This window comes from Microbacterium halimionae (genome assembly GCF_011761265.1).
Classification (GTDB): Bacteria; Actinomycetota; Actinomycetes; order Actinomycetales; family Microbacteriaceae; genus Microbacterium; species Microbacterium halimionae.
In genome coordinates this window covers 1,013,084-1,031,079 of the sequence record NZ_JAAOZB010000002.1, presented here as the reverse complement: position 1 = coordinate 1,031,079, position 17,996 = coordinate 1,013,084, and the positions used below count along the sequence as shown (strand labels likewise).

Annotated in this window: 20 protein-coding genes; 14 read left to right on the top strand and 6 right to left on the bottom strand. The window is 59.2% G+C overall.

The features are described 5' to 3' along the window. Nucleotides 1-104: 104 nt before the first annotated feature. The 9 genes from FHS06_RS12705 (at nt 105) to lnt (ending at nt 9,955) form a co-directional block, all read left to right on the top strand. Nucleotides 105-788, top strand: coding sequence for an HAD family hydrolase (locus FHS06_RS12705; protein ID WP_167049820.1), 684 nt, complete (start codon nt 105-107; stop codon nt 786-788). Further along, the gene (locus tag FHS06_RS12700) at nt 788-1,798 is read left to right on the top strand and encodes a tRNA (adenine-N1)-methyltransferase (RefSeq protein ID WP_167049818.1); all 1,011 of its coding nucleotides are present in this window, start codon (nt 788-790) and stop codon (nt 1,796-1,798) included. The genes FHS06_RS12705 and FHS06_RS12700 overlap by 1 nt, the downstream gene beginning before the upstream one ends. A 4-nt stretch (nt 1,799-1,802) precedes the next feature. After that, complete coding sequence (locus FHS06_RS12695) at nt 1,803-2,759, top strand: FKBP-type peptidyl-prolyl cis-trans isomerase (RefSeq protein ID WP_167049816.1); 957 nt, start codon at nt 1,803-1,805, stop codon at nt 2,757-2,759. Nucleotides 2,760-2,859: 100 nt separating this feature from the next. Beyond that, complete coding sequence (locus FHS06_RS12690; protein ID WP_182486508.1) at nt 2,860-3,789, top strand: helix-turn-helix transcriptional regulator; 930 nt, start codon at nt 2,860-2,862, stop codon at nt 3,787-3,789. Further along, the gene (locus tag FHS06_RS12685) at nt 3,786-4,763 is read left to right on the top strand and encodes a helix-turn-helix transcriptional regulator (RefSeq protein ID WP_167049812.1); all 978 of its coding nucleotides are present in this window, start codon (nt 3,786-3,788) and stop codon (nt 4,761-4,763) included. Before FHS06_RS12690 ends, FHS06_RS12685 begins: the two co-directional genes overlap by 4 nt. A gap of 72 nt (nt 4,764-4,835) precedes the next feature. Continuing rightward, entirely contained in the window at nt 4,836-5,093 is a 258-nt protein-coding gene (tatA, locus tag FHS06_RS12680; RefSeq protein WP_167049810.1) for a twin-arginine translocase TatA/TatE family subunit, read from the top strand. 66 nt (nt 5,094-5,159) lie between these two features. Further along, entirely contained in the window at nt 5,160-5,918 is a 759-nt protein-coding gene (gene tatC / locus FHS06_RS12675; protein ID WP_167050355.1) for a twin-arginine translocase subunit TatC, read from the top strand. Further along, nucleotides 5,915-8,386, top strand: a complete 2,472-nt coding sequence (locus tag FHS06_RS12670) for a DEAD/DEAH box helicase (RefSeq protein WP_167049808.1) — start codon at nt 5,915-5,917, stop codon at nt 8,384-8,386. Before tatC ends, FHS06_RS12670 begins: the two co-directional genes overlap by 4 nt. Before the next feature lie 24 nt (nt 8,387-8,410). Next, the gene (lnt, locus tag FHS06_RS12665; RefSeq protein WP_310734820.1) at nt 8,411-9,955 is read left to right on the top strand and encodes an apolipoprotein N-acyltransferase; all 1,545 of its coding nucleotides are present in this window, start codon (nt 8,411-8,413) and stop codon (nt 9,953-9,955) included. A gap of 50 nt (nt 9,956-10,005) precedes the next feature. Here lnt and FHS06_RS12660 read toward each other — a convergent pair whose 3' ends face one another. Both FHS06_RS12660 and FHS06_RS12655 read right to left on the bottom strand, forming a co-directional pair. Continuing rightward, nucleotides 10,006-10,389, bottom strand: coding sequence for an RNA polymerase-binding protein RbpA (locus FHS06_RS12660; protein WP_167049806.1), 384 nt, complete (start codon nt 10,387-10,389; stop codon nt 10,006-10,008). A gap of 120 nt (nt 10,390-10,509) precedes the next feature. After that, a complete protein-coding gene (locus FHS06_RS12655; RefSeq protein ID WP_167049804.1) occupies nt 10,510-11,280 on the bottom strand; it encodes a glycerophosphodiester phosphodiesterase family protein in 771 nt (256 codons plus the stop codon). Between the two features lie 79 nt (nt 11,281-11,359). Between FHS06_RS12655 and FHS06_RS12650 the strand changes: the two genes are divergently transcribed. After that, the gene (locus FHS06_RS12650) at nt 11,360-12,133 is read left to right on the top strand and encodes an SDR family oxidoreductase (protein WP_310734819.1); all 774 of its coding nucleotides are present in this window, start codon (nt 11,360-11,362) and stop codon (nt 12,131-12,133) included. Nucleotides 12,134-12,205: 72 nt separating this feature from the next. Here FHS06_RS12650 and FHS06_RS12645 read toward each other — a convergent pair whose 3' ends face one another. From FHS06_RS12645 to FHS06_RS12630, 4 genes are all read right to left on the bottom strand, one after another. Next, a complete protein-coding gene (locus FHS06_RS12645) occupies nt 12,206-12,757 on the bottom strand; it encodes an HdeD family acid-resistance protein (RefSeq protein WP_167049800.1) in 552 nt (183 codons plus the stop codon). An 85-nt stretch (nt 12,758-12,842) separates the two neighbouring features. Next, nucleotides 12,843-13,763, bottom strand: a complete 921-nt coding sequence (locus FHS06_RS12640; RefSeq protein ID WP_167049798.1) for an AEC family transporter — start codon at nt 13,761-13,763, stop codon at nt 12,843-12,845. Between the two features lie 29 nt (nt 13,764-13,792). Continuing rightward, nucleotides 13,793-14,275 carry a hypothetical protein gene (locus tag FHS06_RS12635; protein WP_167049796.1) on the bottom strand — a complete coding sequence of 161 codons (483 nt, stop codon included), beginning with the start codon at nt 14,273-14,275 and terminating at the stop codon, nt 13,793-13,795. Beyond that, complete coding sequence (locus FHS06_RS12630) at nt 14,272-15,384, bottom strand: serine/threonine-protein kinase (protein ID WP_167049794.1); 1,113 nt, start codon at nt 15,382-15,384, stop codon at nt 14,272-14,274. Before FHS06_RS12630 ends, FHS06_RS12635 begins: the two co-directional genes overlap by 4 nt. 454 nt (nt 15,385-15,838) lie before the next feature. Between FHS06_RS12630 and FHS06_RS12625 the strand changes: the two genes are divergently transcribed. The 4 genes from FHS06_RS12625 to FHS06_RS12615 all read left to right on the top strand — a co-directional run bounded on the left by FHS06_RS12625 (nt 15,839) and on the right by FHS06_RS12615 (nt 17,555). Further along, nucleotides 15,839-16,561 (top strand): hypothetical protein, encoded by a 723-nt coding sequence (locus tag FHS06_RS12625; protein ID WP_167049792.1) that lies wholly within the window; start codon nt 15,839-15,841, stop codon nt 16,559-16,561. Between the two features lie 89 nt (nt 16,562-16,650). After that, nucleotides 16,651-17,058 (top strand): hypothetical protein, encoded by a 408-nt coding sequence (locus FHS06_RS12620; protein ID WP_167049790.1) that lies wholly within the window; start codon nt 16,651-16,653, stop codon nt 17,056-17,058. An 82-nt stretch (nt 17,059-17,140) separates the two neighbouring features. After that, the gene (locus tag FHS06_RS14230) at nt 17,141-17,275 is read left to right on the top strand and encodes a hypothetical protein (protein ID WP_259392929.1); all 135 of its coding nucleotides are present in this window, start codon (nt 17,141-17,143) and stop codon (nt 17,273-17,275) included. Beyond that, the gene (locus FHS06_RS12615) at nt 17,253-17,555 is read left to right on the top strand and encodes a transposase family protein (RefSeq protein ID WP_167049788.1); all 303 of its coding nucleotides are present in this window, start codon (nt 17,253-17,255) and stop codon (nt 17,553-17,555) included. Before FHS06_RS14230 ends, FHS06_RS12615 begins: the two co-directional genes overlap by 23 nt. Nucleotides 17,556-17,996 lie beyond the last annotated feature (441 nt).

Here is a 17,996-nt window from a genome sequence, read left to right as displayed (position 1 = left end):
ACCCTTTCTCCCGTCGAACGGGTCCCTCAAGGATAGGCGTACATGGGCACGTCGTCTCGGCGGACGCGACTGATGGATGGAATCGCGCCGGATAGCATTGCGGGATGACTTCTTCACTGCCGGCCGCCGTGCTTTGGGACATGGACGGCACTCTTGTCGACACGGAGCCATACTGGATGGCAGCGGAGACTCCACTGGTTGAGAGCTTCGGCGGAACCTGGAATCACGAGCAGGCACTGAGCCTCGTGGGACTCGGACTTGATGACGCAGCGCGCATCTTGCAATCGGCTGGCGTTCGGCTACCTACGACTGAGATCGTGACTCGTTTGACGGACAACGTGATTGATCGGCTGTCAACGGATGGGGTGCCGTTTCGTCCCGGCGCCCGGGAGCTGTTATTCGGCCTTCGCGCCGCCGGGATCAAGACAGCGCTCGTGACGATGTCACTGCGAAGGATGGCGACGCACGTTGTCGACTTGATCGACTTCGATGCTTTCGATCTTGTGATCGCTGGCGACGATGTCGATCGACCTAAGCCATTCCCCGATCCGTATCTGCAGGCATGCGCGGCGCTGGGTGTTGATCCGGCCCGCACTGTAGCGATCGAGGATTCACCGAACGGGCTGCGTTCAGCGATCGCGGCCGGCACCGTATCTCTTGGCGTTCCACATATGGTTTCGCTCACGGGAGTCGGCGCTCACGCGCTGTGGCCGTCTCTCGACGGGCGCACGGTTGCCGACATCACCGATCTTCATACGGCGCATGCGTCGAGCAAGGAAATTAATTAGTGTCTACTCAGCGCCCCAGCGGCCCCTTTCGTTACGGTGATCGCGTGCAGCTGACCGGGCCGAAAGCCAGAATGCACACGATCACTCTTCGCGAGCGTGGCGAGCTTCACACACACCACGGTGTGTTGCCGCATGATGCACTTGTTGGCCTTCCGGATGGTTCGGTTGTGCGCAACAGCTCCGATCAGGAATATCTCGCGCTCCGACCGCTACTACGCGACTTCGTGATGTCAATGCCGCGTGGAGCTGCCATCGTTTATCCGAAGGATGCAGCGCAGATTGTCGTGCATGCAGACATCTTTCCCGGCGCGGTGGTCGTTGAAGCAGGCGTCGGTTCTGGTGCGCTTTCACTCTCACTCCTGCGTGCTGTCGGTGCTGATGGACGCCTCGTTTCGTTCGAGCGACGCGAAGAGTTCTCGGATGTCGCGCGTGCCAACGTCGAGACCTTCTTCGGCGAAGTGCCGTCGCAGTGGGATGTGGTGATTGGTGATCTCGTTGCGGCACTGCCTGAAACGATGCCCGATGGTTCTGTGGATCGTGTCGTGCTCGACATGCTTGCGCCGTGGGAGTGCATCGATGTGGTCGCCAGTGCATTGACGCCGGGCGGTGTCGTTCTTTGCTATGTCGCTACTGCCACCCAGTTGAGCCGCACAGCAGAGTATTTGCGCGCCACTGGTCTGTTCACCGAGCCCGAGGCGAACGAAACGATGGTGCGTGGTTGGCACGTAGACGGCCTCGCTGTACGCCCGGATCATCGAATGGTGGCGCACACAGGCTTCCTCATTAGTGCGCGGCGCCTCGCTCCTGGAACCGTGGTTCCGGAACGAAAGAAACGAGCGTCGAAGACAAGCTACGGCGACGAAGACGTCGAAGTGTGGACTCCGGGAGCTGTCGGCGATCGCGAGATCACCGACAAAAACCTTCGTAAGCGCGTGCGTGAAGCGCAACGCGCGGCGGACGGCGCGCGGATCGCTCGTGATGCGGATGACAGCGCCGCGACTCTAGACTGAAATCGTGCGTAGATTTCCCGCAGTTGTTGCCGCCGTAAGTCTGTTCGCTATCGCGTTGACGGGGTGCTCATCCGCCGCGTCAACTAATGGCTCGGCGTCTTGCACTCGCGAGCAGAGTTCGTCTACCGCCGCGACCGACCTCGTGACTGTCACCGGTGAGGGTGGCTCCGAGCCGAACATTGATGTGAGAACACCCGTCTACACATCCCAGACGGAATTCGTCGATATTGCGCGAGGAGAAGAGGGTCCCACGCTGGTCTCAGACACCCAAGCGGCGATTCTTGATTTTGTTTTACTCGACGGAGTCACGGGCGAAGTAGTCGCCACGACCGAGTACGCCAGTTCTGGCAACCAGCCAGCTATCGTATCCAGTCTTTACGGGGCACTGCCCGGTCTTGAACCTGCTCTCGAGTGTGCAACGGGTGGATCACGCGTGGTGGCTGTTTTGGCGAGCGACGATATCGCCCCCGACTCGGCGCAAAGCTTGGGCCTCGGCGAAGACGAGGCGCTTGTAGCCGTTGTTGATGTTCAGAAGGTTTACCTTGCGAAGGCTGAAGGAACAGAACAGTTCGCCGAGGGCCGGGGGCTTCCTACGGTCGTGCGGGCGCCAAACGGCCAGCCCGGTATCAGCTTCCCAGACCACGACGCGGCTGTGCCCGACGCAGCCGTTTCGGAGGTAGTTATTCGCGGCGACGGAGCAGAAGTGGCCGCCGATGACTCCATCCTTGTCAACTACACGAGCGTCGACTGGGACACCCGTGAAGTTCAACAGACCAGCTGGGGTGCGGCGCCGCAAGCGCTCGACATGTCGACTGTGCCCGCAGAAATTGCTGATGCTCTCGTCGGGCAGCCGGTCGGTTCGCAGGTCATGCTCGTTGTTCCGTCCGACCCCGCTTCAGGTCTCGAACAATCGCTCATCTACATTTTCGACATCCTCGGGATCGATGACTTCAACGCCTGATCTCAGCCTGTCTTCCGGCCAATAGAATGGCGTCGTGACATCCACAGCTGCAAACCGGAGTGCACCCGAGGAACGTCTGGTGAACCTGGTCGTTGCGCTGATGGCGACGGAGCAAGGCCTGACAAAAGATGCGATTCTGCATTCTGTTGCGGGATACCGTGAGCAGAGCGAATCCGGTGCGTCTAAGGACGCGCTCGAGAAGATGTTCGAGCGCGACAAAGAAAATTTGCGTCGCCTCGGGGTTCCTATCGAGACGATTGGCGACTTCGCAGACCCGGACGACCTGCGCGAAGCGCGGTATCGGGTCCCCACCGCTGAATATTCGCTGCCGAGCGATATTTCCTTCACCCCGGCCGAAGTGGCACTTTTGAACCTTGCTGGGGGAGTGTGGGGTCAGAGCTCGATGTCGGACAACGCCCGGAGTGCGCTCCGGAAGATTCGCGCGCTGGGAAACAGCGTGGACGAACCGATCATCGGTTACTCGCCACGTATTAGCCTGCGGGAACCTTCGTTCGCGAAGATCCAGGATGCTATTGAGTCAGCGCGCGTCGTCCGGTTCGCGTATTTGAAGCCGGGAGAGAGGGCAGCTCGCACAAGACGGATGAAACCGCTCGCCCTCGTGGAGTACGAGGCGCGTTGGCATGTCCACGGCATTGATCTTGATGCAAACGCCGAGCGCACTTTTTTGCTTGCACGTATCACTGGCAGCGTCGAAGTGACCCGCACTCTTTTTGATGAGTCGCTCAGAGAGGGCGCAGGCACTCGGGCACTGCGGGGCCTCAAGGATGTTGCGGCTCGAAACGTCGCAATTCTCGAAGTGCACCCCGGAACTGAGGCGTCACTTCGCTTATCTCGCCGGGGAAAACGAGTCGATAGAGGCATTCACATTCAGTTCGTCGATGGTGATGTGTTTGCGGACGAGCTCGCGTCTTTCGGCCCTGAAGTACGGGTAATCGAGCCCTTGAGCCTGCGCGATGCTGTCGTGGCTCGCCTGCGCGCAACACTGATGCTTCATGGTGGAGCGGCATGACAGATAGCAAACCGCTTCTCGCGCTCGACCGCGCAGCTCTCATGATGCAGCTGGTGCCGTACCTCATTAGTCAGGGTGAAGTATCGGTTGTAGACGCGGCGCGGGATTTCGATGTTTCACCTGAGCAAATGCGAGCAATGGTCGAGAAACTCACTGTCATCGGGCTTCCCGGTGATGGCGGTTTCTGGCAGCTTCCGCACGACCTGTTCGACATTGACTGGGATTTGCTCGACACGCACGACACCATCTCGATCACCAACACGGTTGGTCTGGAGAATGCGCCGCGCTTGACCGCTCGTGAAGCAGCGGCGCTGCTTGCTGGGCTCCAACTAGCCCGCACGTTGCCCGGGGTCGGCGACAGCGACATCGTGCAAGAGCTGCTTTCTAAGCTGAGCAGAGGAGCATCTTCTACCCCCGCTGAGGTCATCGTCGCGCCGGGACCGGTCGATGACGCCCGCGACGTTGTTGATCAGGCGCTGAAAACTGCCGTCGCGGTGTCGTTTACTTACAAAGCTCCGGATGCCGCGACCACAATTCGCACCGTCGACCCCGTCAAGGTGCACATCGCCGGCGGTCAGTGGTACCTCCAGGGATGGTGTCATCTGCGCCAGTCGATGCGCACGTTCCACCTCGACAGAGTGAGCGAGATCGAACTCACCGGCATCCCCATCACTCACGGGGAAGAACCGATACCCGCTCTTTTCGCGCCCGGCGAAGATGATGTGCTCGTCGAAGTGAAGTATCCGAGTGCAATGGCGCCGTTGCTGGGCGGATACATTGACCGCGCGAACATTTCAGTTTCGGGAAACAGCGCAATCGCTACTTTGCGTGTCGCAGACGAGCAGAGCATGAAGCGTCTCGCTGCACGCGGCGGCGGCGAGATAGAAATTATCTCTCCCGCGTCGGCTCGAGCGGCTGCTGTGGCGTGGGCGCAGGCCGGGTTAGAACAGTATCTGACCGAGGACTCGCGGTAGTTAGCTGGTTGGCCCGCGGTGAGGGGCTGACGACTACACTGGGATGTACTGCACAATCTTCGAGGAGTAACCATGGGCAACGCATTCGGTTGGCCTCACCTGTTGATCATCCTCGCGGTGATCCTCTTGCTGTTCGGGGCTGCAAAGCTCCCCGCGCTCGCGAAAAGCGTCGGTCAGTCGGCACGTGTTTTCAAGGGTGAGATGAAGGCAATGAAGGACGACGACGTTTCTTCGACTGCCGCCGACAACAAGAACAATTCAACGGAGTCGGCGACGACAACATCGACGGCGAGCCCGCCATCGAGCGGATCGCCCGACAAATCTGCCTAGACCGGAGTGGTTACGGCAGGACCGCCGCGCGTCGAAGAGCCCGATGCGCCCAAGCGCGACAGGCGAATGTCGCTTGCGCAGCACCTCGTAGAGCTGCGTCGGCGTGCGATTATCGGAGCAATTGCTCTCGTCATCGGCATGATCATCGCTGCCCTGATTTCCAATCAGATAATCGATCTTCTTACTGAGCCGATCCGGATCGTCTCAAACAGCCGAGCTTCCGATTTTGCCGCGCTCAACTTCAACACCGTCACTGCCGGGTTTGATTTCCACGTACGGATTGCGTTCGCCATCGGAATCATTCTCTCGGCGCCCGTGTGGCTGTGGCAGATCTGGGCGTTCATCATGCCCGGCCTCACGCGTAAAGAAGTCAGATACACGGTCGGCTTTCTTAGCGCTGCTATTCCGCTGTTTTTCGCCGGCTGCGCCCTAGGCCTGTGTGTTATGCCCCACGTCATCGAAGTTATGGCGACGTTTGTTCCGGAGCAGGGCGCGCTTTTCTACCAGTACGACGTCTACTACGACTTCGTCCTTAAACTTCTGCTGGTCATCGGGGTCGCTTTCGTCTTGCCGGTCTTTCTCGTTGCCCTGAATTTCGCAGGAATCATCAGCGGCATTGCGATTCTCAAAGGCTGGCGAGTCGCCGTACTGGCCGCAACGATTTTCGCTGCAATCGCGACGCCCGCGGCCGACGTGCTGTCTATGCTGATGCTGGGAGGCATCCTGATCGTGCTTTATATCGCGGCCGCAGCAGTGTCGATGCTCTTTGACCGCCGTCGGAGTAAGCGCGAAGAATCATTTCTCTCGGCGGACTCCAGTTCATGAGTGCGCCCAGTCCGGCCGAGAAGTATCAACGCGCGCAACGAGCACAGGAACATCCGCTTTCGCGAGAGTTCGCTGCGACCCAGCGGTTCTCGCTCGACCCGTTCCAAATCGCTGGATGTGAAGCCCTCGAAGACGGACAGAGCGTCTTGGTCGCCGCGCCCACCGGCGCAGGTAAGACGGTCGTGGGTGAGTTCGCTGTTCATCTCGCAATGAGGGAGAGCTCCGACAAAGCCTTCTACACAACGCCGATGAAGGCGCTGTCCAACCAGAAGTTTCGCGAGTTACAGGCCGTGTACGGGGCAGAGAACGTTGGTTTGCTCACTGGCGACACCAACATAAACGGCAATGCGCGAGTGGTCGTCATGACCACCGAAGTGCTCCGAAACATGCTTTATGCCAACTCTCCCGCCCTTCGCGGACTTCGGTTCGTGGTGATGGATGAAGTTCACTTTCTCGCTGACCGTTTTCGCGGCGCTGTGTGGGAAGAAGTCATCATCCACTTGCCCCCAGCTGTCCGTCTCGTGTCGCTTTCTGCCACCGTTTCGAATGCCGAAGAGTTTGGCGATTGGCTCGATACGGTTCGAGGCGACACCGAAGTGGTGGTCTCTGAGATACGACCGGTGCCCCTGGAACAGCATGTTCTCGTTCGAGGCGATCTTTTACCGCTGTTCGATGATCGGGCTGGTGTCGCGACGGCCAAGGTGAATCAAGAGTTGATGCGCCTTCGGCCCGGTGACCGATCAGGTGGCGGTCGCGAAGAAGGCGGGCGGCGATCGCACGCTTACCGTTCTGGTGGGTCTCGACGCGGCGGCGGTGCTAACAACGCCCCGCGGACACGGCATCCAGTGCGCTCAGAGCGCGTCAATCGCCCTGAAGCTGTCGAACTATTGGCGAAAGCTAATTTGCTCCCCGCAATCTTCTTCGTTTTCAGCCGCGTCGGGTGTGAAGCTGCTGTTGAACAGGTTCGACGCTCCGGCGTGCGACTGACATCACCGCAAGAGCGCGACCAGATTCGCGACATTATCGAAGAGCGCATGAGCGCAATGGTCGACGAGGACTTGGCCGTGCTCGGCTATTGGGATTGGACTGAAAACCTGCAGCGAGGCATTGCGGCGCACCACGCAGGAATGCTCCCGGCATTCAAGGAAGTCGTCGAAGAGCTGTTTCAGCGAAAGCTTGTCAAGGTCATTTTTGCTACTGAGACGCTCGCGCTCGGGATCAACATGCCAGCACGAACCGTCGTGCTGGAAAAACTCGAGAAGTTCAATGGCGAGGCGCGAGTACCCATCACCTCGGGTGAATACACCCAGCTCACTGGGCGCGCAGGACGGCGCGGCATCGATGTTGAAGGCCACGCCGTCGTGCAATGGACTGAGGCGCTTGATCCGCAGGCGGTAGCTTCTCTCGCTTCGCGTCGAACGTATCCACTCAATTCGAGTTTCCGACCGACGTGCAACATGGCCGTGAACCTCATCGATCAATTCGGGCGAGCGAGGGCGCGTGAGGTACTCGAATCTTCGTTCGCGCAGTTCCAAGCGGATCGTGCGGTAGTAGGGCTTGCTCGACAGGTACGTGATTCCGAAGAGTCTCTCGCCGGTTACGCAACAGCGATGGCATGCGACCGGGGCGACTTCACCGAATATTCACAAATCCGACGTGATCTCAGTGACCTCGAAAAGCTGAATCGAAAAGACGCGAATGCCTCACGCGCGACTCGCGAGAAACGTCAAAAAGAGCTGAACTCTCTGCGCAAACGTATGTCGCGGCATCCCTGCCAGGCGTGTCCTGATCGTGAGAACCATGCGAGGTGGGCAGAGCGCTATTGGAAGCTGCGGCGGACAGTTGAGCGCATCAGGCGTCAGATTGACGCGCGCACCGGCACTGTCGCGCGGGTGTTCGACCGCGTTGTAGATGTGCTCACTGAGCTCGACTACGTGCAAATTGACGCGGAAGGTGCCACTAGCCTCACGCCCGCCGGGCGCACTATGCGGCGTATTTATGGCGAGCGCGACCTTTTGGTCTCGGAATCTTTGCGCACCGGAATATGGAATGATCTCGATGCACCGTCACTTGCGGCCCTGGTTTGCTCGCTCGTGTACGAGCCTCGACGCGACGAAGCAGGAGTTGGCGATCGCGGGCTGCCGCGCGGCGCCTTCCGCTCGGCGCTCAGCGCCACTGAGAGCCTGTGGCAGCGGCTGGATGACCTGGAACGCGATCATCATCTCCCGGGCTCTGAGGCGCCAGCTGTTGGTCTCTCCGCCGCGATGCACGCGTGGGCGCGCGGAGGGTCTCTCGATCGGGTGCTGACCGAGGCAGATATGGCAGCTGGCGATTTTGTGCGGTGGACGAAGCAGACTATCGACCTGCTCGATCAGTTGTCACTCGTCGCTGACGGCGATGTGGGGCGGGTGGCTCGCCGCGCCTTGGATTCTGTGCGACGGGGAATCGTCGCTTACAGCGCTGTGTAAGCGAGCGCAACTTAGTGTTGAGCCGTGCCTGAATCGCAACTGCGCCCGCAACCGCGTCCGCTTCTTCCCATCTGGGCTGCTCTTTTGGCATCCGCGGTGGCTGGCCCAACTCTCGATCTCGCGTACCCATCTGTGGGGTGGTGGCCGCTGGCATTCGTCGGCATTGCGTTTAGCCTGATCGCTCTGGTCGGCCGCAGCGTATGGGGTTCGCTTATCGTGGGGTTCGTCTTTGGAGCTTCCTTCTATCTCGTCCACATCGAGTGGATTACTCGATACCTAGGCGCCGTGCCGTGGTTCGCGCTGGCGGGTCTCGAGTCGATTCTCATGGCCGTCGGGTCGGTGTTGTTGACGCTTGCCTATCGCTGGTTTCCACGAGCTTTCCCGGCACGATGGGCAAGCCTTGTCGGGCTTCCAGTTCTGATCGGCGGGGTCTGGACGCTTCGAGAAATCGTCATGGGTTCCTGGCCTTACACGGGCTTCCCCTGGGCGCGCATTGGAATGAGCCAGTCGGAGAGCCCTCTCGCCCACATTGCATCCTGGGTTGGCCTGAGCGGGCTGACTTTCCTGATGGTCGCCGCCACTGCCGCAGTCCTTGAGGCGGTTCGCGGGGGAGCGTTACGTAATGTCCGTCGCCTCATTCCTTCAGTCGCGATCGTGCTGCTTCTCTTCTTTACGCCGCAATATGTGACGACGGATGCAGGTGGGATGCGCGTCGGATCCGTTCAAGGAAATGGTCCATCTGGCTACTTCGATTCACGGTCGGCGAACTCCGTGCTCAGCGCTCAAATTGATGCGTCGTCTGCGCTCTTTGGCGAAGAGATGGACGTCTTGCTCTGGCCCGAAGGTGGCATCGACTCAGATCCGACGACATCACCGTCAACGGCGGCCGCGCTTGATCAGGTCGCGGAAGAGGTCAATGCGCCACTCATCGTGAACGCAGCGACGGTGCGCGGCGATGACATTTTCAATACTTCGATGCTCTGGATCGGCGGCGAAGGAGCGGTGCAAGTCCACGACAAGACTCACCCTGTGCCCTTCGGCGAGTACGTTCCGGATCGATGGTTTTTTCGGGCGCTCGCGCCGGACCTTATCGATCTGATTCAGCGCGAATACACGCCCGGCACCAATTCACCGACGCTCGATGTCGACGGGACAACCGTCGGACTCGCGATCTGTTTTGACGTGATTTACGACGACGTCGTCTGGGCAGGAGCGCGCGAGGGGGCAGAGATTTACATGTTCCAGACGAATAACGCTGATTTCCGTGACACTGACGAAAATCTGCAACAGCTCGCGTTTGCCCGGATGCGCGCGATCGAAACAGGTCGATCCGTCGTGAACATCTCGACCGTGGGAACCAGCCAGGTTATCGCCCCAGACGGCACGGTGATCGACGGGCTTTCTGCCGGTGTTGCGGGTGCAATGCTTACCGATGTTCCGCTTCGCACCGGGCTCACGCCCGCAGTAGTGCTGGGTGGCTGGGTGCAGGGTGTTCTCGCGTGGGGGAGTCTGCTCTTTATTGTCGGGTGCGGCGTCGTGATGCGCCGCCGCCGTCGCTTGCAGCAATAACAAAAGAGCACCAACCCGGTTAGGGCTGGTGCTCTTTTGTTGAGAGGTGGTTACGCGCTCAGTTTTTCCTTGCTCACGTCATCACCCGCACCACGGCGGGCGCGAATGTAAGCCAGGCGCTCCTCGAGGAGTTCCTCGAGTTCAGGAACGCTGCGGCGTTCGAGCAGCATGTCCCAGTGGGTACGTGCTGCCTTGTCGTCGCTATGGTCAACAGTCACAGTGCTGTCACCGACACGCAGAAGTGCTTCAGCACCGCATGCGCGGCACTCCCACGTCTGCGGTGCCTCTGCGTCAGCCGCAAAGGTCAGCGTCGTCTCGTGCTGGCACGTCGTGCAAACGTATGAGTGCTGCACGCGCTGATGAAAAACGACGCCCTCTTCGCTTTGTAAGCTCTGGGCGCCGAGACGTATACCGCGAAGGCTCCGGTCTGCCATTGTGTGGTCCTCTCGTCACAGGTCGTTATCCGGTATAACGTCATGACCTGTGTGCATCATCCGAACGGGGCCTCCGAACGCTCTTTTCACAGCCGATGCTCAGCCCGTAGGGGCTCGGAGCTAGCGCAGCACAGCCAGGGCGAGATCGGCGCGATCCGTGACGATTCCGTCGATGCCCATACGCAGGAGCCGAAGCATCGTTTCCACATCGTTCACTGTCCATACGTGCACTTCGATTTCGAACTGATGCGCTGCGCGAATCAAGCGCGGAGTGAGGATGCGGAGCATCCCTTTCCGTTCCGGAATCTGCAATGCGTCCACCTTCTCAACACGTCGATGCGCGAGGCGTTGGACGCCAAGAGAGGATGCAGCTAAGAGGGTTGCGACCGTTCGTGTACCTGCTGAAGTGGCAGGTGTGCCACCCGCGCGTGCCGCGGACGCGAGCGCGAGCATCCTGCGCTCGTCCGAGAAACTGGTGATCAGGACACGATTGGAGTGTGGAGCGACGAGTTGGCCCACCTGCTCGGCTGCGGCTGCTGCTTTGACGTCGAGATTGAATCTGAGGTCGGGGAAAGACTCGAGCGCCTGACGGAGCGTAATCAAGCCGCCACGCTGCGACATGATCTCTTCGAGCTCGTGAGAACTCACGTCAGCGACTGCGCGAGGGTCACCGGCTACCCGAGCCAGATCGGAGTCGTGGAAGAGCACGACCACACCATCGGCAGTGAGGTGGCAGTCCGACTCGACGTACTCAACGCCCTCGGCGTGGGCCGTCGCAACGGCAGCGAATGAGTTCTCAACAACTCCATGCGCCGCGGCCTCTGGCAACACAAGTCCGCGGTGCGCAAAAATGCGAGGTGTAGCTGTGCCGGTAAAGAACGGATGCGTCACGCATCGAACAATAGCGGTGATTGATAGTGTCGAGACGCGCCCCGATCTCGGGCGGCATCCGTTTTGTCAGGAGTTGTTTGTGACCGAATCTTCGTCTGTTTTGAGCCCAGGATCGCTTGCGGGTAAGACCGCGCTCGTTACTGGATCCTCCCGTGGTATCGGCGCGGACACTGTGCGCTATCTCGCCGAGGCCGGCGCTAATGTCGTCGTTAACTTCCGGAACAAAGCGCCGCGCGCTGAGAAGCTGGCAACTCAGCTTCGTGAACTGGGGGTACGTGTTCTCGTCGTCGGCGCAGACCTCACCGATGCTGATTCTGTCCAGGCGATGTTCGACGAAGTGAAGAGCGAGTTCGGTGGGCTCGACGTGCTCGTGTTAAATGCGTCTGGAGGCATGGAAGCCGGAATGGCGGAAGACTATGCGCTCCAGCTGAATCGCGACGCACAGGTGCGCGTTCTAGAAACTGCCCGACCGTTGCTCAGCTCAGGTGCTCGAGTTGTCTTCGTCACGAGTCATCAAGCCCACTTCATCAGGACAACCGAAACCATGCCGGAGTACGAGCAGGTCGCGCTGTCGAAGCGTGCCGGTGAAGACGCGCTTCGCGACCGTATTCCGGCGCTCTCCGAGGCCGGAATCGATTTCGTCACGGTGTCCGGAGACATGATCGAGGGAACCATCACCGCGACTCTTCTCGAGCGCGCGAACCCAGGAGCTATCGCGTCGCGTCGCGATTCCGCAGGAAAGCTCTACAACGTTGCTGAGTTCGCTGCTGAAGTGGCGCTTGCAGTTGTCGACCCGATTCCGGAAGACAATACGCGCCTCGTGGGCGACACCACATCCTTTGTGGGGGAGTAGCCCCGCTGAAATAAGAGAAGCCGCCGACACGTTGAGTGTCGGCGGCTTCTCTCGTATATCCAGAGAAGTGATCTACAGCGACTTGAAGGTGAATGCGCGAACGATCTGCAAGATTCCGAGAACAACCAGCGAGATGCCGATGATCCACCACAGCACTGCAACGCCGAGAAGGGGCGAAAAAAAGAGCAAGATACCAGCGATGATGCTGACGATCGCGAAGAAGATCGTCAGGCCCTTTGATGATGTGCCACTCAGCGTCGTGAGTGAAACGACGCCTTCGATGATCCACAGGATGGCGACGAGGTAGCCGATGAAGAGAGCCATGCTCGCTGCGGCCATACCGAGATTACTAAAAGCGATTACGCCGGCCACGACGAAAATTACACCGAGCGCGATGTGCCCGACGCGACCCCAGCCGCCCATCGATTTGGAGAAGATGCCGAGTCCCGCGTAAACGAGGCCACCCACGACGGCGTAGACAGCGATCATCGCTGCGACCACCATCGCAGTCTTTCCTGGCCAGACGAGAATGAGAATGCCGACAATGAGCGCGACAACGCCGCCAATGCCAAGAGCGGTGCGGATGCCGTTGACGGCAACCTTTTCGGGTGATGATGTAGCCATGACAAGGCCCTTTCTGGGAGAAGCCTGAGAGTGTTCGCCTACCAGGGTAGCGTTTTGCGGGCGTTTCTGTGGGTAGCGGGGGAGCTCAAGCGAGCAAAAGGAGCAACAGCAGCAGCGCCGGTACGCAGCCGATGGTCGTGATGAACACAGTGTCGCGAGATATCGCTTCGCCGATGCCGTAGCGCTGCGAGTAGTTGAAGACGTTCTGAGCGGTTGGGAGAGCAGCGAGAACGACCACAATCAAGATGTCTGTCGGCGAAAGCGAGAACACGAACGCAGCGACGAACCACGCGATCGCCGGCATAGCGAAGAGCTTCAGGGCGCTCGCGAGCAATACGTCCGCGCGGTGCCCCGCTGTGCTGAGGACGCGTTGGCCGTGGAGCGAGATTCCGTAAGAAATGAGAAGCACAGGGACACACGCGTTCGCGATGAGCTCAGTTGGCGCCATGACGATTTCGGGTACCTCGATACCGGACACTGAAACGAGAGTCCCAAGCACAGAACCGATAACGATGGGATTAGTCGCGGTGCGGCGAACGAGGGGCAGCATCTTCCGCTGGCCGGTTGTGACTGCATCCAGAATTGCCATTGAGATCGGCGTGAAGATGAGCAACTGCAGCAGAATCACGGGCGCGGGATATGCGGCGCTGCCGAGCAGGTACAACGAGAGCGGAATTCCGATGTTATTCGAGTTGACCTGCCCAGCAGAAAGAGCTCCGATGAGCGTGTTACCGACGGATCTCCGCCAGAAGACTCGGGCGATCACGGTATAGACGAGCATCACGGCGATCGCTGCGATGGCTGACACCGGCAACAGCGCAGAAAAAAGGCTGTGGATGTCGGCGCGGGCAAGCACAACGAAAAGAAGAAACGGTGAAAGGACGAAAAAGGTCAAGCGGCTCAGGACAAAACGAGCATGCTCTCCGAGTAAATTGATTCGCCCAAGGATGTAGCCGATGAAGATGGCGACGCCAACGACGGCGAAGCCCGTCAACACATCAAGCATCTACCGAGCCTAGGGCGTTGCCTGCCGCGCTATTTGCCCTTCTTATTGCTCTTCTCTTTATCTTTTCCCTTCGCTTTGCCGTTGGAAGAGTTCTCTGTTGAGTCATTCATGTTTTGATTCGACTCGTTGGAGTCGGTCTGTTCGGTGGCAACCGGCGATTCCGAGGGTGTGATCGCTTCTTGCTCCGCAACCTCCGCCGCCAGGAGAGTCGCGATATCGTCTCTGACGACTTGTACCGCGGTCGTGATGCGCGTCAGCTCGTCGACCTCGATAGATCCCGATGAAGACTGAGCCTCGGCTGTCGCTGTGACCTCGTCGAGGATGCCGAGTGCTGTTTCATAGTCGCCTACCGCGGAGGCATCGGCGGCGTCGACGACAAGGGACTGCAAAGCATCACTCTCTGCTGTGCCATCTGGATCTGACGCTGCCTGACATCCTGAAAGCAGAAGTATGCCGAGGAGAAGCGCCGCGGTCAGGCCCATCGAACGTGCGGAAAAATTACCTGAAGTCATGGCGTCACCGCATCCAGAAGTTCTTGCAAATGTGATTGCAGCGGTTCTTCGAGCGCAGGCAGTGTGGGCGCCGGGGATGGCTGTGCAGCTGCCGGCTGATTGAGATTAACGCTCGCAACGACGATGACTGCGACCACAACTGCGGCTACCCCAAACGAGATGCTCGCGATAACTCGCCGCGCCGGCTTGCGGCTCTTGGCAGATCGAAGCGTCGCGGGTGAAGAAGGCATCGGCTTGGTAAGTTTCGCTGTGCTCGCCGTCGCCTGCTGGGGGGAGTATGCATCTTGGGAAAGTGACTTAGCCATTTCGACGACTTGGCGACCGCTCGGCCGTTGTTCTGGCCTCGCGGCTGTCATTGCTGTGAGCATCGCTCGCCAGCCTTCGGGGAGGTCCTGCGGGAGCGAAGGATCTGTGTCAAGGCGGGCCAACATTGTTGCGTGTGCTGATGCGCTAGGAAAAGCGCGCTCTCCTGTCAGTGCTTCGATCAGTACAAGGCCGAGTGAGTAAATATCGCCGGCGGGAGAGGGGGAGTAGCCCTTTACCTGCTCGGGGCTAAGGTACGCCGCAGTACCGATCGTTACGCCAGGTTGAGTGATACGAGTCGCATCCATTTCGACCGCGATACCGAAGTCTGCGAGCACTGGTCGATGGCCGTCCTCGGTCCGACTCAGAAGGATGTTCGATGGCTTAATATCTCGGTGCACGATTCCCGAAGAGTGAACTACCTCCAGCGCGCCCGCCACGTTTATCGCAACTGCGCGAGCGAGCTTCGTGGAAAACTCACCGTTTGCGATGGCATCTGAGAGTGTTGGGCCGTCAATGAGCTGCATGACGATGTAGGGCGGGTCATGCTCGAGTTGAGCATCGTGAAGCGTCACGAGCGCCGGATGTGAGAGCCCCGCGAGAATTGTTGTCTCTTTGCGCGCTCGCACTCCATCTGTGCCAGAAACAATTGCGGGAGAAAATACCTTCACCGCGACACGGCGTTCAAGCTGTAGATCAGTGGCGGCAAACACTCGGCCGGACCCGCCCGAACCCAAAAGCTCTGCAAGCAAAAAGCGATCGCCGAGAACCGTTTTGCTCGATTCGGGCTGCGTAGGTGCACTCACGCCTCAAATTTTATTCAAGGCGGTGGCTTGCGTGGGTGGGGTTGCGCGTGCGGTCCGAAACAGTGTTGTCATTGACACTGTTGTCATTCCATCGACCAAACTTCCTTGGCAAATAGCTGATTGCCGATAATGCGCATTATGTCAGTTCATGGAAAGGGGGCTACTACCCTCCCGCACGAGTGTTGCCCGTCGCCATTAGAAATGTCATTCCTGCCATTGCATGTGTCAATCTACGGAAACGGTCTGATTCGAGGCATCTCTGCCATTTGATGTGGCAGTCGGTGTTCGCGCCAAATCGTTTTTATCGGCGCAGTCGGTCTAGCGAATAATGCCTGGTTAGAAGAACTATTGCCCAGTCTCGGATCAGTTGTGCCATCTCACTTGTCATGCCTGGGATCATTCGCGATGCTTCACCAGAGAGGCGGTTTGAGGGTCAAGGGACGAGGTGGCACGCGTGGATGTTTACAGTCTGATGGCCGAGCCCAGGGTGGTCTACCGACGTGACGGAGACCGAGCGCCGGTGAATCTGGGCGTCTCTGAGTTCTCGGCGATCTCCACCGAATTTCTGGTGCCCGTCGTTGGGATATCTTCTTGGCGCGGCAAGCAGTCCTACGAAGGCCGTTGGTGGTTTGCGCGAATGGGCCATCATGTCGCTTTCGCGTCAGCATGGGAACGAGATGTGCTGACGATCCTCGACTACCAAGAAGACGTGACTGTGCTCGTGCGCGATCCTGCAGTCTTCGTCTCAGCGCGAACCATGCGCACTCCCCTGCTTCGGCCTTGGCTGCTCTTCCAGAACAGCGAGGGTATCCGCGTCGTTCTCTTCAAGACCGCAGATCACGACCGTTCCTCCGAGCTCGCCGGCATCCTTGCGGGCAGCGGTGTAAATGTCGCAATCCTCGATCTGCCAGCCAAAGCTGAGCTTCGCCTCGTCAGATGGTTGGCAGGTTATCAGTTCAGTCGCTTCCGCCTGCCAGGCGAAGTTGAGGAAGAGGTACGCGGGTCATGTTTGACGCCGATGCCACTTCTCGAGGCGGTGAAGTGTGCTGCTGCGATAACCGACAAAGATCTGTCCGCGATCCGCGCGAACTTTTACTCCCAAATGTGGCGGCGCAAAGTTGAGCTCATCGACAGAGCCGAGTTCATCTCCGACGTATCCCTGGTGCGCGCAGCATGAACATAGATCTTTCTCCGCTCGCCGAAATAGCGAGGTACTCCCCTGCCCTGCAGGCCAGGTGCGTTTCGATTGCAAGTGTTATAGATGCCGTGGACGCGGACCCCACGAATGATGGCCTGGAGCGCGCCGCTCGCATTCAGCGCAGGCTTAACGACCAGCTCAATATTTGTGTCAGTCAGCGACAGGTCTATCGGTACCTCGCCGCGTACCGAGCTGCGGGAGTAGCCGGTCTCGCAGATTCGCGAAAGACACGCACTATTCGAGAGGTAAAGACCGATCCGCGGGTCAGCGACCTTATTGAGGCGGAGTTGGAATCTCAGCAAGCCACTTCAACGGGGACGATGTCCAGAACGATTGCGCGCGTTCAATGGGAAGCATCGCAACGTGACATACCGCTGCCCGCAGCGCACGATGTATCGATTGCTCGAGCAACTGGATCGAAAGCGTGGGACTTTTGGTGCAGCAACTACAGGTCGGTCAATGGCCGCGAGACCTGACCGAACCTTCCATCCGCTCGCGCCCTCACGTCCGGGTGAGGTTGTCGAAATAGACGCAACGCCGCTCGATCTGTTCGTCTAAATGCCCGATGGGCGCATCGAACGCCCAGAACTCACCTACGCCATTGATATCGCCACAGGAACGATTGGTGCGACGCTCCTGCATCCGAGCGCGGCAAAATCAGTGGATATTGGTGCCATCTCTCATCGTCCCTGAGTCAGTGACGGTGGACCGCGGCAAGGTGTTCATCGGGTCCACCTTCACCGCTGCATGCGAGCGACTGGAAATATCTCAAACCCGTGCCAACCCAAAGCAGGGCACCGACAAACCACATGTAGAGAGTGGATTCAAACGAATCCGTGAGGGCTTTGTCCAGTATTTTGCTGGCTACACAGGTGGCACCATTTCAAATCGCGGTGATGACCCGCGCGCGGAAGCAGTATGGACGCTTTCCGAGGTGCAGCTGCTACTAGATCTTTGGGTGATCCTGCATTGACAGACGACGCCACAATTGGGTCTGCGCCTGCCGGGAATGCCCCACTCCAAGCTCTCCCCCAATCAGATGTATTCCGCGCTCTCCGCCGTCGCACCGCACGTGCCCGTAAGCCTAGGCAGGGACGACCGCATTGCCCTGCTGCCCCTGGTCTGGCGGACGGTGCAGCCCTACGGCATCAACCTCGGCGGGCTGATCTATGACGCCGACCTTTTGTGCCCTCCAATCCAGGTGTTTCGCTAGTGGGGTTCGCGGCGGAGATGCAGAGACGTTCGAGGGCCTGGTCCAGGGGTCCAGTTGCCACCACCCCACCTTTGAAACGGAAGAAATCCTGCCAACTCCTTGACGCGGGACACTGTTTACTGAGTGTTCACTGTGAGGCTTGGGGGTTTGTGGTTGCTTGGGTTAAAGACCTTCCGCCGGGCAAGCGCCGGGTGGATGTCG